Origin of the sequence: Anaerohalosphaera lusitana (assembly GCF_002007645.1) — a bacterium.
Taxonomy (GTDB): domain Bacteria; phylum Planctomycetota; class Phycisphaerae; order Sedimentisphaerales; family Anaerohalosphaeraceae; genus Anaerohalosphaera; species Anaerohalosphaera lusitana.
The window spans coordinates 999,957-1,014,793 of sequence record NZ_CP019791.1; the positions used below are offsets into that span (position 1 = coordinate 999,957).

The 14,837-nt window shown below is 53.7% G+C and carries 15 protein-coding genes; 5 read left to right on the forward strand and 10 right to left on the reverse strand.

Going from position 1 to position 14,837, the window contains the following annotated elements:
• Window positions 1–237 precede the first annotated feature (237 nt).
• Genes STSP2_RS04305 through hemB form a run of 4 tightly spaced genes read left to right on the forward strand, consistent with a single transcriptional unit; the run spans window position 238 to window position 5,046 of the window.
• The gene (locus STSP2_RS04305) at window positions 238–2,781 is read left to right on the forward strand and encodes an alpha-galactosidase (RefSeq protein WP_169852984.1); all 2,544 of its coding nucleotides are present in this window, start codon (window positions 238–240) and stop codon (window positions 2,779–2,781) included.
• A 39-nt stretch (window positions 2,782–2,820) separates the two neighbouring features.
• The gene (locus STSP2_RS04310) at window positions 2,821–3,297 is read left to right on the forward strand and encodes an Lrp/AsnC family transcriptional regulator (RefSeq protein WP_169852985.1); all 477 of its coding nucleotides are present in this window, start codon (window positions 2,821–2,823) and stop codon (window positions 3,295–3,297) included.
• Window positions 3,290–4,048, forward strand: a complete 759-nt coding sequence (locus STSP2_RS04315) for an isoprenoid biosynthesis enzyme family protein (protein ID WP_146660179.1) — start codon at window positions 3,290–3,292, stop codon at window positions 4,046–4,048. Before STSP2_RS04310 ends, STSP2_RS04315 begins: the two co-directional genes overlap by 8 nt.
• A gap of 26 nt (window positions 4,049–4,074) precedes the next feature.
• Entirely contained in the window at window positions 4,075–5,046 is a 972-nt protein-coding gene (gene hemB / locus STSP2_RS04320) for a porphobilinogen synthase (protein WP_169853322.1), read from the forward strand.
• 16 nt (window positions 5,047–5,062) lie between these two features.
• Here the strand turns inward: hemB and scpB are convergent, their stop codons facing one another.
• The 10 genes from scpB to STSP2_RS04370 all read right to left on the reverse strand — a co-directional run bounded on the left by scpB (window position 5,063) and on the right by STSP2_RS04370 (window position 13,893).
• Window positions 5,063–6,082, reverse strand: a complete 1,020-nt coding sequence (gene scpB, locus STSP2_RS04325) for an SMC-Scp complex subunit ScpB (RefSeq protein ID WP_205847998.1) — start codon at window positions 6,080–6,082, stop codon at window positions 5,063–5,065.
• Window positions 6,079–7,191, reverse strand: a complete 1,113-nt coding sequence (locus STSP2_RS04330) for a Nif3-like dinuclear metal center hexameric protein (protein ID WP_146660183.1) — start codon at window positions 7,189–7,191, stop codon at window positions 6,079–6,081. Before STSP2_RS04330 ends, scpB begins: the two co-directional genes overlap by 4 nt.
• 17 nt (window positions 7,192–7,208) lie before the next feature.
• A complete protein-coding gene (locus STSP2_RS04335; protein ID WP_146660185.1) occupies window positions 7,209–8,057 on the reverse strand; it encodes an aminotransferase class IV in 849 nt (282 codons plus the stop codon).
• A 3-nt stretch (window positions 8,058–8,060) separates the two neighbouring features.
• Window positions 8,061–9,503 carry an aminodeoxychorismate synthase component I gene (pabB, locus tag STSP2_RS04340; protein ID WP_146660186.1) on the reverse strand — a complete coding sequence of 481 codons (1,443 nt, stop codon included), beginning with the start codon at window positions 9,501–9,503 and terminating at the stop codon, window positions 8,061–8,063.
• 19 nt (window positions 9,504–9,522) lie between these two features.
• Window positions 9,523–10,203: a deoxyribose-phosphate aldolase gene (gene deoC / locus STSP2_RS04345; RefSeq protein WP_169852986.1), complete on the reverse strand. Its 681-nt coding sequence runs from the start codon at window positions 10,201–10,203 to the stop codon at window positions 9,523–9,525.
• A gap of 16 nt (window positions 10,204–10,219) precedes the next feature.
• Window positions 10,220–11,287, reverse strand: coding sequence for an AAA family ATPase (locus STSP2_RS04350; protein ID WP_146660190.1), 1,068 nt, complete (start codon window positions 11,285–11,287; stop codon window positions 10,220–10,222).
• A gap of 109 nt (window positions 11,288–11,396) precedes the next feature.
• Window positions 11,397–12,485: a peptide chain release factor 1 gene (gene prfA / locus STSP2_RS04355; protein WP_146660192.1), complete on the reverse strand. Its 1,089-nt coding sequence runs from the start codon at window positions 12,483–12,485 to the stop codon at window positions 11,397–11,399.
• Window positions 12,486–12,690: 205 nt separating this feature from the next.
• Entirely contained in the window at window positions 12,691–12,915 is a 225-nt protein-coding gene (gene rpmE, locus STSP2_RS04360) for a 50S ribosomal protein L31 (RefSeq protein ID WP_146660193.1), read from the reverse strand.
• A gap of 154 nt (window positions 12,916–13,069) precedes the next feature.
• Window positions 13,070–13,489 (reverse strand): glycine zipper domain-containing protein, encoded by a 420-nt coding sequence (locus STSP2_RS04365; RefSeq protein WP_146660195.1) that lies wholly within the window; start codon window positions 13,487–13,489, stop codon window positions 13,070–13,072.
• Window positions 13,490–13,620: 131 nt separating this feature from the next.
• Window positions 13,621–13,893, reverse strand: a complete 273-nt coding sequence (locus STSP2_RS04370) for a hypothetical protein (RefSeq protein WP_146660197.1) — start codon at window positions 13,891–13,893, stop codon at window positions 13,621–13,623.
• A gap of 287 nt (window positions 13,894–14,180) precedes the next feature.
• Here STSP2_RS04370 and STSP2_RS04375 point away from each other — a divergent pair, with 287 nt between their 5' ends.
• Window positions 14,181–14,777, forward strand: a complete 597-nt coding sequence (locus STSP2_RS04375; protein ID WP_169852987.1) for a PEP-CTERM sorting domain-containing protein — start codon at window positions 14,181–14,183, stop codon at window positions 14,775–14,777.
• Window positions 14,778–14,837 lie beyond the last annotated feature (60 nt).

Genomic DNA, 14,837 nt, shown 5'->3' on the forward strand with positions numbered 1-14,837 from the left:
ATAGATTCTCAAGTGAACATTTATAAGGCACCCCGCCGGCATGGTCAATAACAAAGCGCTTGTTAAAACCCTGCATTGACACCCGCTGGGCTAACAGGTAAGATGATTTTCTAGAAGCTTTTTCAAATCTGAGTTTTGAAACCGCTTCTAATAATGGCATGCGGATAAACCAGCATGGTTCCCGCCAAGTTGCCTGCGATAGTGAAAAGAGTGTGAACTAATACCATGGAGAAAGATATGTCCAAGCGAGCTTTTTTAATGCTGTTTTTATTGTCATGCGTTGTTCCGTCCCTATTCGCAGCCGAATGGGTCGGATCTGAGCCTGGTAAACCCAAGACCTCGCAAGACGGTAACGCATTTATTCTTCAAAATGACGTCATATCTGCTTCCTGGAAGATTCAGGATGACTCTCTAAAGCCGGAAATGATCGTAAACAAGATCACCGGCCGCAAATGGTCCCAGCAGAATACTAGCCTGTTCAAGATTTCTACAGTGGCAAAGGATGCACCAAAAAGCACTGACTGGCTCTACCTCGGCATACAGGTAAAAGGCAACAGTGTAGATGCCGTCATCTCACATGATGGCGATTCGTGGACAGTTGTGAAATCTTACCCAAGGACGGATTTCCCCGGCCGGCCAACCGCTGTTCGGCTCGGTAAGATGGATCTGCAGGCCTCTTTGAATGACTATGTGGATATTGGCCAGATAGGCACTTCGTACTACACGGATTTCGAGGTCTCAACCGACACGGATACTCGCACAGTATCGTTTGACGATCCCGGCTGGCGAAAGAAGGTTTCCAAAACCGAAGGCACCCGGATCGACCTCGTTTCCGAAATGACAACCATCACTGCAGCCGCCAACACGGCCAGTTTCATCGAAAAGCATCTTCCGCAAAATGTGACCGCCGTTCAGTGCCGGATCAAAAAGGGCACCGACAAGGCAATGTCATGGTCCCCAGGTATCGCGCTTGTATGGGAGGACGGCCGGTTCATCCTGCTAAACCGCAGGACCGCTCAATACACTTTTGACGTCTCCAGCAAAGCGGGCGAAGCGATCATACAGAAGAAGCCGCAGCAGTACCCGGCATTTAACATTACATCTGAAGATTTCAGTATCAAAAGTTTTCCGAAGCTGTCAATTGCCGGCCATAAAGGAACGGTGCGTGCCCGGATCAAGGCCGTTCTCAAGCACAAAACCCGACCTCTGGAAGTCGACTGGACCGCGAGTTTGCGTGAAGACTCAAACTATGTCCGGGAAACACTGACTCTCTCCACGGACACCGGCAGCACAGCCATAACCGGGCTTGAGCTTTTTGACCGTCGTATCACCGGTGCTCAACAAGTCGGACGCGTCCCGGGCAGCCCTGTTGCAAACGACAGTATGTTCTTTGGCGTCGAACTGCCCGTCACAACCAACGTCATCGATTCTTCCGGTTTCAAAAGCGGCTTCGCATGCAAGCTGACTGTGGATAAATCAAATGCATACACATTCTCAACCGTTGCAGGCACATATCCCGAAGGACAGCTTCGAAGAAGCTTCCTCTACTACCTCGAACGCGAACGCGCCAACCCCTACCACGCGTTCCTGCATTACAATTGCTGGTATGATCTCGGTCTGAACCCAACTGAAAGCGGCTTGATCGAGGTCATTAAGGCATACGAAAAGAACCTCATTGACAAGTACGATGTTCAGATCGATTCGTTTGTCATCGACGACGGCTGGGACGATTTCAATGTCGGCCTGTGGGAAGTCGACAAGAAAAAATTCCCCAACGGCTTCGCCCCCGTCAAAAAAGCCCTCGACAGCATAGATTCCCATCTCGGTATCTGGATATCACCTCTGGGCGGCTACAGCGGCGCAGGCCAACGTACCGAGCACGCCAAAAATATGGGCCTGATCTCCCATCAGCTCGATCTTTCCGAACCCGGCTATTACAAATGGTATCGGGACGAATGCCTGTCGCTCATGAACGAATACGGCGTCAACTATTTCAAGTGGGACCGCGCAGGATCAGGCGTCAGCCCGCACTTCATGGCGCTGCTCCGTCTCGCTCGTGACCTTCGCAAAGAGAACCCGGATGTATTCATAAACGTGACCGTCGGCACCTGGCCCTCACCATTCTGGCTGAACCATGTCGATTCCACCTGGCGCAGCGGTGCGGACGTAGGCTGGACAGGAAAGGGCGACATACGCGAACGCTGGATCACCTTCCGTGATGCCGAGTGCTACAACCGCGTCGTCAAACAGGCCCCGCTCTACCCTCTAAGTTCCATCATGCATCACGGCCTGGTCCTCGGCTATCATTTCCAGGGCAAAAACATAAGCGAAGCCGGCGCGGACCTCAAGAACGAGGCCCGCTCATATTTCGCAGCAGGTCCCAATCTGCAGGAACTCTACCTCAGCCCGGATCTGATGACCGATGCCGCGTGGAAGCAGGTCGCCCAGGCTTACAAATGGTACGAGAAGAACGAGGACATAATGGCCGACACCCACTGGGTCGGCGGCAATCCCGCAGTTCTTGAACCCTACGGCTGGGCAAGCTGGTCCGCTGACAAAGCTGTACTGGGGCTTCGCAATCCTGACGACCAGGAGAAAACGATCAAAGTCGATCTTGACGAATTCTTCGAACTGCCCGATGACGCGCCGTCCAGCTATAAACTGCAAAGCCCCTACAAGGATCAGCGCATACAGAAACTCGAACTTCACGCAAACCAGCCGCATGCACTGACTCTCAAACCATTCGAGGTGCTGGTCTTCGATGCACTGCCGACTCAGTAATGATAAACTATTTACACGCTAATGATAGAAAGCCTAAACTTGGACGATCTCGACAAAAGAATAATCTCAGCACTGCAGCAGGACTTCCCCATCGCCCAGCGTCCGTATGATAGTATCGCGGAAAACCTCGGCCTCTCTGTCGATGTGCTTTTGGAGCGTACCCGCAAACTGCTTGCAGATGGTATGATCCGGCGCATTGGCTTCAGCCTCGACAGCCGCAAACTCGGCTATAAAAGCACGCTGGCTGCTGTTAGAATTCCTTCAGACCAGGTGCCGACCGCCGCGTCGATCATGGCCGACATACCCGAGATAACGCACAGTTACGAACGCGCGGACGAATTCAATGTCTGGTTCACCGTCATAGCGCCCGCCCGAAACGATATAGAATACATTCTCAAAAAAATCAAAGATGCACTGAATCTCTCAGACGCGGACATACTCGACCTGCCCGCCAGCCGTCTTTTCAAACTCGACGCAAGGTTCAGCCCACAGACCGAGGAAGACTGCAATGACTGAGGATGCTCGCACGTTCGACAATGCCTGCGGATCGCTTGCTAATGTCACAAACCTTCTGCGCGAAGAATTCAGTGAATCCAAATGCAGCGCAATCGCAGAAGCTGCCGATACGGTCGCTCGAACCCCCGATGAGTTAATGCCTGCATTGTGCTGCCTGACCGCGTTTCAAGCTTGTGCCACACCAGATGCGTTAGAACAAAAGCAAACAGCCGTCAAACTCGCCGCTGCGATGCAGGCTCTGGACATGGGTTTGACCATTCATGAAAATGCGTTCAATGATAGCTATGAGCAGGTTGACAAAGATGCCACTTACTTGATCGTCCTTGGCGATTATCTTTACTCACTGGCATACCAGCTCATATGCGAGCTTAAAAATACTGAGTTAATGAGTCTGACCGCTGATACAGTCGCAAGTGTTACAGCCGCGGCACTGGCGTGCGAAGTAAACCAGCAACACGACACCAGGGCGGCCAAACAGACAGCATTTCGATCCTATCTCTACGCCCTGTGCTGCGGATCGGCGGGCATACTGACGAATGCTTCCCAAAACACCAAGGCCGAACTGTCCCGAATTGGAACCGAGCTGGGCAAGGCTCATGATGCGGTCATATCGAACCGACCTGAAAAAGATATCACCGCGCATATCAGAAGAGCCCGGGATGCCGTAAACGCCAACAAAGAAATATTGCGAATCGAACCCTTTTACGGTTTAATTGATTTTATCAAGTCGCTTGCGCAGCAAGCACAATAAGAATCGATCACAAAAAAGGATGATACATCATGTTTCCAACCGTTCGCATGAGACGCTTACGCAATAACGACGCAACCCGCAGGCTCGTCCGCGAGACCACGCTTAATGTGGACGATCTGGTCTACCCGCTCTTCGTATGCCCCGGCGAATCCGTCAAAAGGCCCATCAAAAGCATGCCCGGCTGCTTCCATTTTTCGCCCGACAAGATCATCGAAGAGGCTAAAGAGATAGCCCATATGGGCATCCCCGCGATCATGCTGTTCGGCCTGCCCGAAACCAAGGACCCAACCGGCTCCGACGCATCGAACGAGTCCGGCCCCCTCTGCAACGCCATCCGCAATATCAAAAAGTCCGTCCCCGAATTACTCATAATCACCGACGTATGCCTCTGCGCCTACACAGACCACGGCCACTGCGGAGTCATAAGCAACGGCAAGGTAGACAATGACCGGACCATCGCTCTGCTCGCAAAGACAGCTCTCGCTCACGCCAACGCCGGCGCCGACATGGTCGCCCCCTCCGACATGATGGACGGCAGGGTAAACGCCATCCGTCGCTTGCTCGACGAAAAAGCCTTCGAACAAGTCGGCATCATGTCATACTCCGCAAAATTCGCCAGCGCCTACTATGGCCCGTTCCGCGACGCTGCCGGCAGTTCACCCGCATGGGGCGACCGCAGAGCGTATCAGATGGACCCCGCCAACGGCAAACAGGCAATGCGTGAAATGCAGCAGGACATCGAAGAAGGCGCCGACATCATCATGGTCAAACCCGCGCTGGCATACCTGGACATCATCGCAAACGCCCGCCGCCGTTTCGATCTGCCCATTGCCGCCTACAACGTCTCCGGCGAATACATGATGCTAAACGCCGCCGCCGAAGCTGGACTCATCGACCACAATGCGACCATCATGGAAACGATGCTCTCCTTCAAACGAGCAGGCACCGACATCATAATCACCTACTTCGCGAAGGAAGTCGCCAAATTGCTGCAATAATGCTCGGCGTGTTAGCCTACTCTTCCTGCGGCTTTTTCAGCTCGTCGATCTTCGGCAGGTCCTTCAGCGACGCCAGCCCGAAACAGTCCAGAAACTTCTTCGTCGTCCCGTAAAGCATCGGCCTGCCCAGTATCTCCGCCCGGCCCGTGATCTTGACCAGCCCCTTGTACATCAGACTGCGTATCATCTCCCCCGAACTCACCCCGCGTATCGCCTCGACGTCCGCCCGGATGATCGGCTGCTTGTACGCAACGATCGCCAGCGTCTCCAGCGCCGCCTGCGACAGCTTCGAATCCGTGCGAACCTTCACCAGCTTGCCCAGCCAGTGATTGTACGCGTTCAGCGTCATCATCTGAAACCCGCCCGCCAACTTCTCGATCCGAAAGCTCGCACCGGTCTGCTCGTACTTCTCGTTGAGATTCCTGATCGCCGCCTTGACCTGCTTGACGCTGCCCGCCTCGATAATGCTCACCAGCCGATTGGCCGTTATCGCCTCATCACTCGCAAACAAAATCGCCTCAACCACCGACTGCACCGTGACCTCGGTATCCTCCACCGTCAGTATCTCCTCTGGCCCTTTTTCTTCCTCCTTCTCCTCGGCCTCTTCAATTTCTCCACCTTCCTCTGTCTCTGCCGACTCCGCACCCTCGCTCAGTTCCGCTTCGCCGGCTTCTTCTCCTTCGGCACTGTCGGCAGTATCATCAACACTTGCGACCTCATCCCCTGACTCCACCTGCTCCGCAATTTCGACTTTTTCTTCGACCCCGCCGCTGCCTTCTTCGCCTGCTTCATCATCAGCCGCAGCCTCTTCCTCGCTGTCCGGCTCTAGTGCCTTCGCGGCCTCAGCATTTGCATCGTCACCGCTGTCGTCACCCGCCGCCTGCACCTGCTCATCCACGGTATCACCAGCTCCATCAGCCGCAGAACTATCCTCAGCAACCTCAGCATCATCGCCCACAGCACCCTCGTCCAAACCTTCCGTGCTCTCTAAATCGTCACCCTGCGGGACGGCCATGTCCTTATGTTCTTCGCTCATATATTCTTCCACCTGAATGGGTCAGCGTCTTTTCTCGAAAGCTGTATTTTCACATCCCCCAGCCGTTTTTTCAACTCCTTTGCAAGATTTTTCAACGCGAATCTCTCCGACACGCTGTGCGACAGGCAAATACACGTCAACCCCGCCTCCTGCGCCGCCAGTGCCTGGTGATGCTTCAGCTCCCCCGTAAGATACATATCGCATTCCGCCTTCATCACGGTATTCACGATATTCCCGCACGAGCCCGCACAAACCGCCGCCTTGCGTACCCTCTTCTTCTCCGGCCCGATCATCCCCAGCGCCTTCGCGCCGGTCACCTTCTTAATATTCGCAACGATATCATCCAGCCTGCCCGCCTTTTCGAGCTCCCCCATACGTCCCAGCCCCATCTTCCCGCCGATGCCGTACTCACGGAACACGTCATACGCCGGCGTCTCATACGGATGCGCCTTCACCATCGCCCCGATAACACCCTCCAGCTTACCGCCCGGCACGATCGACTCGACCTTGATCTCGTCCACATATTCGAGCCTGCCCTTTTCGCCGATTGCCGGGTTCGATCCCTCCATCGGCAAAAACGTGCCCTGACCATCCGACCGATAGCTGCACTTGCTGTAATTGCCGATCTGCCCAGCACCCGCCTTGAACATCGCGTCCGCCACCTTGTTCACGGATTTGGCAGGCACGAACACGATAACCTTGTAAAAATCTCCCGCCGGGTTCTCGACAAAATCTCCGATCGGCTCAGCATCACCGATGCCGACTATCTCCGCCAGGGCATCATTCACCCCGCCCATCGCAATATCATACGCAGTATGTATCGAAAACACGTTTATGCCCGACCGCACCAGATCGTAAACGATCGACCCCTCACCGCTCGCGGTCACCTTCTTGAGCCCGTCCCAGATCACCGGATGATACGCCATGATCATATCGACCTTCTTGCGTTTCGCCTCCGCCAGCACACCCTTCGTAAGATCGATCGTCATCAGCACGTTCTTAACGTCCGCATTCTCGTCACCCACCAGCAACCCGACATTGTCCCAGTCCAGCGCCAGCCCCAGCGGTGCGATCGCGTTTATCTCTCGTCCAATATCCTTAACCTTCATGCGTTCCTCCGATTGCTCTAAACACTTCCAAGCTGTTTATTGAACATATCCAGTAGAGTTTTCGTCACCTCGCCCGGCTTGCCCTCACCAACATCATGAGCCTCCACCGCGATCACCGGCAGCACCTTCATTATCACGTTGGTAACGAATATCTCGTCCGCACCGAGCAGATCATTTATCGTCAGATCCTTCTCCTGCGCGTCGATCCCTTCCGCCTTCGCCAGCCCCAGCACATGCTTTCTCGCTATCCCCGGCATCACCGGCGTACTCGTCTTCGGCGTAAATACCTTGCCGTCCTTTACGATGAACACGTTGCTCACACACCCCTCGGCAACAAGATTATCATTCGTAAACCATACCGCCTCAGCAGCCTGCTTCTTGTGCGCATCCTTGAGCACCATCAGCCGCGAAAAGAAGTTGATCGTCTTATGCCCCGTCGCCGGATCCAGCGGATTCTGCCGATAATCACTGATGATCACCTTCACACCCTTGTCATAAAACTCCGCAGGATACGGCGCAAAATCCGTCGCCGTTATCACCAGCGTCGGTTCCGGCTCTTCGTCCGCACCGACATTCATCGGCCCGCTCGTAAGCGTAAGCCTGATTCGCGCATCCTCCAGCTCGTTCGCCTCCAGCACCTGCCCGATAGCATCGCCGATGAATTCCCTGCTGTGCGGATTGAAAATACTCAGCTTCTCCGCACTTGCGAACAGCCGGTCCAGATGATCGTCCAGCGCAAAAACCTTCCCCTCGACCGCCCGCATCGTCTCAAACAGTCCCATTCCATACAGGAACCCGCTGTCAGAGATCGACACCTTCGCATCGCACGCATCGACCAGTTTATTGTTAAGGAATACCTTTTCCATGACCTACTTTCCGTCTTTAATTTCAGGATCACTCACCCGCGTCCGGCCAACCGCCGCGATACCCGCCAGCAGCGCCCGCGCCTTGGTGATCGTTTCGTCCCATTCCGCCTGGGGCTGCGAATCAGCCACAACACCGCCGCCCGTCTGCACGTACGCGGAATTGCCCCTGATGATAACCGTTCGGATCGCAATATTCAAGCACGCACTGCCGTCCAGCCCGATAAACCCGATACTGCCCGTATACACGCTCCGTGCCGTCGGTTCCAGCTCGTCGATTATCTCCATCGAGCGTATCTTAGGTGCCCCCGTGATCGATCCGCCCGGAAACATCGCCCGTAAAATATCGCAAACCGTCCCCCGCCCCTGTTTCTCCCGCAATTCGCCCTCAACCGTCGCAACAGCATGATACACCGTCGGATACGCCTCGATCGTCCTCGGCTGAACGACCTTTATCGTCCCGTACCTGCAAACCCGCGTCAGATCGTTCCGCTCCAGATCGATTATCATGTTCAGCTCTGCCTGTTCCTTCTCGCACCCCGCTAGCTGATCGAAATGCTTCTTGTTTATTCGCTCAGCGTCCGCTCCGCTGACCCTGGCCCGCGTCCCCTTGATAGGCTTTGTGCTGATCTTACCGTCCTGCACACGCACAAAAAGCTCAGGCGAAGCGCTCACCACCGACCACTCCTCACCCTTGATAAACGCCGCGTATGGACTGGGATTGTGCCTGTTCTGCCACTGATACAGCTTCACCGGATCCGCAGCATAGTCACACCGAAAACGCTGCGAAAAATTGATCTGATAAACATCCCCGTCGTGTATGTACTCCTTGATCCGTTCGAACGCATCGAAATACTCCCGCCGACTGATGTTGCACTCGATATTCGCAGGCTCGACCCCTTCCATGTCCGCATCTGCATCAGTCGCTGCACGGCATTCACAGGACCGTTCGATCAGCTTTTCGAGTTCACGAAATTTTTCCTCTGCAGTCCATTCCTCCCCCTCAAATTCCCCCGCAGCCGCGTACCACTCTCGATTCACATGGTCATAACATACCGCCCGATCGTAAAACCCCAGCCGGACTACCGGCAGCCCAAGATCGTCCACCGCAGTATCCGGGATCGACTCGATATACCGTCCCAGCTCATACCCGAAAAATCCAACCCATCCGCACGCGAACATCCCCGCCGGCAGATCCTCAGGCATCGGCCCACTCAGCTTGTACTTGCCCAGAACGCTCTCCAGCCGCCCGAACGGATCGTCCTCGCCCAGCCTGAATTCGAAAATCTCCACCGGCTCAGCCATCCACGCCGAAAACCGGTTCGCCCCGCATCCTCCCTCATTGCCCCCCAGAACAGCGGCACCGTCAAGTTTCGCAAAAACCTCCGTAACCCCCTCAAGCTCTGCCGCAAATTCCACCCGCTTGATCTTTACTTTGCAATTCTTCACCTCGCCTGCTTCTCCGTCCTCACCTGTTCGCCTGCCTGAACTCTTCTATGATCCGCACCGAGGCACTGCAGCCGATCCGTGACGCGCCAGCCTCGATCATCGCAACAGCATCATCAGCCGTCCGTATCCCCCCAGCCGCCTTGATCTTGCATCCCGGTGCACTCTCAGCCATTATCTGAACTGCCTCGACACTCGCTCCGCCGCTCTTGTGCATGCCCGTGCTTGTCTTTATATAGTCCACCCCAATATCCTCGCACTCCTGGCAGGCAAAACGTATCTGTTTCTCGGTCAGTGCTGACGCTTCGATGATCACCTTCAGCACGACCGCCGGTCTGAACGACCTGCAAACCTTCATAACCGCTTGGATATCTCGTCTGAGATATCGGCTGTTACCCTCGATGATCGAAGGCAGATCGGCGACCATGTCTATCTCGTCCGCCCCCGCCATTATCACCTCTTTCGTTTGTGCAGCCTTTATCTTCGCAGAATCCGCCCCGAATGGAAACCCCGCAACTCCGTCCACGACAACTTCGCTGCCCCTCAGCTTCTCCGCAGCAAGCGACGTCCAGCGGGGCAGAACGCACACACTGTGAAATCTGTACTCTATCGCTTCATCACAAAGCTGTTCGATCTCTCCCCTAGTCGCTACCGGATCGAGCAATGTGTGGTCAATGTAAGCTGCAAGTTCTTTATCCGTCATTATGATTCCCTCCCGTTCAATCAGTGAAAAACCCTGCCGCCTCATCCAGCGACCTGAATACTTTCGTTGCGGTCTGCGTAACGAATACCGACGGATCCTTCGGGCTCGGCCAGATAACATAAACTTCCTTGCCCGCCTCGTGCGCGTGCTGCAGTTCCCGCTCCACACCGCTGCTTATCGCCGCCCGGCCCTCGCCCAGATGCGGTATGTAGCTGATGATCATATTGCTCTGATCGATCAAAGCGAAGTCCCGCGTATACGTCTGGCTGCTGATATCCTTCTCCACATTTATAGCTTCCGCAAGATCGAGCCGCACCTTCCGTCCCAGCGCGTGCAGCTCGATGAAATCCTGACCGCTCTGCGCCGCCCGCTTCGCCCGGTAGGGCAGGTACGCCTCTTCCAGATCCCCCGGATCAAAACACGTAAAGCTCTCTTTCATCTTGCCACGAAAATCCGCGATCTCCTCCAGCACTTCCGGCATATCCATCACGTGCGTCATCGGAAAGCTCAAATAAGCCTTCTTACGCTCAGGCTCAAATATCATCCGGTAGCAGCTCTCGATAGTGGTTTTGTCCTCACCCCGCGCAAGTATATAATACCCGGCGTCCTCGTTTACGCCTTCTTTCATCAGCTCCGTCGCGATCGTTTCCTCTTCACGCCAGACCAGAAGATCCTTGAGCGTATGATTGATCGGATGTTCCGCCAGCAGCCTCACGTGCAGCGCATCCACGCTGTCCACCATGCAGATATAATAGTCCGCGTCCAACTGACGCATCTGGTCGAAATCGAAGGCCCTGAACAGCCCGTGCCTCCACCTGAACGTGGCGTGCGTGTTGATGATGATGTTCTCGCCGTTCCGTGCCTTGGCGATGATGTCCTTGATGATGCTTCGTCGAAGTGACCGTAGTCTCTGCAGTGGAATGTCCAAAATCCTCCCCGCAGCGATATCCGGCGCCTCGGCATACATCATATCCCCCACGTTGCAAAGCGTAACCTGCTTACCCCTCTCGTTCGCAAGTCTGACCACTTCTTCGAGGTACTGCTTCTTGTCGATGCCGACCATGCCCGTAACAACTGCGATCATCTCGTTTCTCCTGGTCCTCGATTGCTGCTTTTAATTGTCAAACACTATCCTGCACCAGCTCCCCGATGCTTGCTCGGTCTCAACCAACCACGCACAACCAGGCATGAAGTTACAGGTTTTTCAGTCTTTCCTGCTTGTCGTGCTCCTTCAAGGCAGCCACCACCTCGTCCAGCTCGCCCATTATGACCTTATCCAGGCTGTACAGTGAAAGGTTGATGCGGTGATCTGTCAACCTGTTCTGCGGGAAATTATACGTACGGATACGCTGCGACCTGTCGCCCGACCCGATCATCGTCTTTCGCTGCTGGTCGCGTTCCTGGTTGAGTTCCTGCATCTGGTGTTCGTACAGCCGGCTTCGCAAAATCCGCCACGCCTTCGAGCGGTTCTTGTGCTGACTCTTCTCGTCCCGCATACTGACCGTGATGCCGCTGGGCACGTGCTCCAGCTTGATCGCGCTGTTTGTCTTGTTCACGCTCTGGCCGCCCGGACCGCCCGCACGGCTGACGTGTTCAACCACATCGTTCGGGTCGATGTCTACCTCGACTTCCTCCGGCTCGGGCAATACCGCAACCGTTGCCGCCGAGGTGTGTATCCTCCCCTGCGTTTCCGTCTCAGGAACCCGCTGGACCCTGTGTCCGCCGCTCTCATAACCGAAATCGACCCACACACCGTCGCCCTTGATATTCAATATGACCTCGCGAAAGCCCCCCAGCTCATTCGCGCTCATTTCCATCGTCTCGACCTTCCAGCCGTTCTTCTCCGCATATCGCGTATACATAGCCGCCAGGTCACGCGCGAACAACGCCGCCTCGTCACCGCCGGTGCCCGCCCGTATCTCCATGATGATCGACCCGATAGAAGCGTCATCCGCCATCACCAGCGTCTCTTTGATCTCTTCGATAAGGGTGTCTCGCTTTGCCGAAAGTTCCTCGATCTCCGCCTTCGCCAGCTCCGCGAACTCCGGATCAACGTCCGGATCGTTCAGCATTACCTCGCTCTCTTCAACCCCCTGTACCGCTTCGGCATACTCGCGATACTTTTCAACCATCGGTCTGAGTTTGCCCTGTTCCTTGCTAAGTGAAACCACCTTCTCGACATTGCTCGCAACCTCAGGATCGCTCATCTCTTTTTCGATCTGGGCATACCGCTCGTCCAGTTCTCTGAGTTTGGCCAGAAGTCCGCTATTTTCATCAGACATACATAAACCTCTGCATAAAACCTACATTCATGTTTCCAGAGCTGATACGACACCGAAGAAAGCATGTTTGACAAACAAAAAAGCGTTTTACAGATTCGGGCGGTATCGAGTGAGCAGGGGGCTCGCAATGGACAAAAAAATTGCGCTGCCGATACATAACCTGTAAGACCATGACCAACAGCGCAAGTTGTGGTTGTAAGTATAGCTACTTCTTTTCTTTTTTCTTGAAGTAGTCGCCGCCGTACTTCTTCTTAAAGCGGTCGATACGCCCTGCAGTATCAACATATTTCTGCTTACCCGTATAGAACGGATGACACATGGAGCAGATTTCCGCGTGAATGTCATCTACCGTACTGCGTGTCTCGAAAGTATTTCCGCAACCGCAGCGAACCTTCGCATTATCGTATTTTGGGTGAATGCCTTTTTTCATTGTACTGTCCAATTATCTGAATCGAAACGTCTTCAAATGGTCAAAACCGCAAATTATACGGCTCAACACGTGATTTTCAATGAAATTCGCGAAATTTTACACAAATTCCTCTTGATAATCATTCTCTGTAATCATGTTCTGCCCGCTGAAACCGTTAGAAGCCGTAAACTTTCCGCAGATCAGCTTCCGACGGCATAGTCTCATAGAACTCGCCCTTCGGCCCGACATAGCCGTTATTTTCTTTCTCGAGAGTCACGGGTGTCTTCGAACCGTTGCTGTTGGTTACCCATACCGTAACAGTGTCACTCTGGATATTCCGATATGTCTGGTCGCGTTCATCTTCGTCTTCCTGTTTGTCTTCCTGATGTTTGCCGAGCAGATAACCTGCGGCCCCGCCTATGCCTGCACCGATCAGTGTGCTTTCAGTATCGCCTCCAGCGGCCTGGCCGATACCCGCACCAGCACCCGCACCGATCAGTGCGCCTGTCTGTGATTTGCTCTCGCACCCGCTCATCATCAACACGCCGGCACTCAATATAACCACAAGCGTTGCTAATCCTAAATTCCTGAACATAATAGCACCCCTATCAAAAATAAGTCTTCAAATCAATTTACGCCATACTTTTCATTATACGCACATACTTGTGCCGGGCTACCCAATTTTTGGCCTGAATTCGCAAATAGTTTTTGATTAGCCGTAAAAACTTATTTCTTCGACGCTTTCAGCCAGTCCTCCAGGTTCTTCGCCAGCACCGTAACCGATCTCTGGCTCATAATGTGCTCGATCATTGCGGGCTTGATCTTGAGCTTGACCATCGCTTTTTCCACACGTTCCCATAGCCGATCCTGTTTGGCCTTAGAATCCGCCAGATAAAGCTCCGTTACAAGTTCCTGCAGCTTGGAAAGCATTATATTGTCCAGATTTTCGTAATATCTGGAAATCACGTTCTTCTGATACTGAGATCGCTCTTTTGCCATCGTTTTCCTCTTTTTGATCGTAAATTTCACTTTGAACACATCCTAAACCGACAGCCCGCAAGTGAAAAGCTAAATGTGCCGATTTGTGTGTGCATAAATCGCGAAAAAAACGGACTTGCTAATGCGCCACTAACAAAAGAATGCGAAAAATTTCCTGTTTCGGGGAGCACTACTCCTGAAATCCTAAAATAAAGATTGGCGCGACCCTACCACAAATGGTATAATCGCGAATGACAAGAATGTGTGTGCTGAATGTGGTAATGTTTTTGAGAAAATGGGGAGTAACGATGAAAAAGATTCTAGTGATAGCAGTTGCAGCTCTAATTTCCTTGCCGTGCATATCTTTCGCAGGCCCGACCGCAAATTTCGACCAGATCGACTTCAGCGCCTACCAGCTCCTCTACAGCATTAACGCTGGTGTGGATAATACTGATCTGGCCGGTGTTGGCGTTACAAGCTCGGTCTATTCCGATGGCAGCGAGTATGTATACGCCTATCAGCTCTTCAATCAGAGCGATGTTACCCTCGAAAATTTCGTCGTGCCTGATTTTCCGGGCATAATTCAAGGCAGCCTCGCTTACACCACCATGGCCTTGCCCTTCGAATTCGACTCTAATATCGACGTAGTTCCGTTCTATGCCGAAGTCGCCGCTGGAGATTCCGTCCAGTTCGAGTTTAATTCGGCATTCGCCTTTTCCGATCTGGCACCCGGCACAACCAGCGCCGTACTTCTGGTTAAAAGCACCGATGAATGGACTACCCGTCAGGCGATCGTCCAGAATGGCGAAACAGGTACGGTCGACGTAGTCGCCGCGGTTCCCGAGCCCACCAGCATAGCACTTCTCAGCTTCGGAACCCTGGTTCTGACTCGCAGACGCAAATAATTTGCTGAAAAACCAAAAAACTAAAAGCCCGTTCACGGTCAGTGAGCGGGCTTTTTTTGA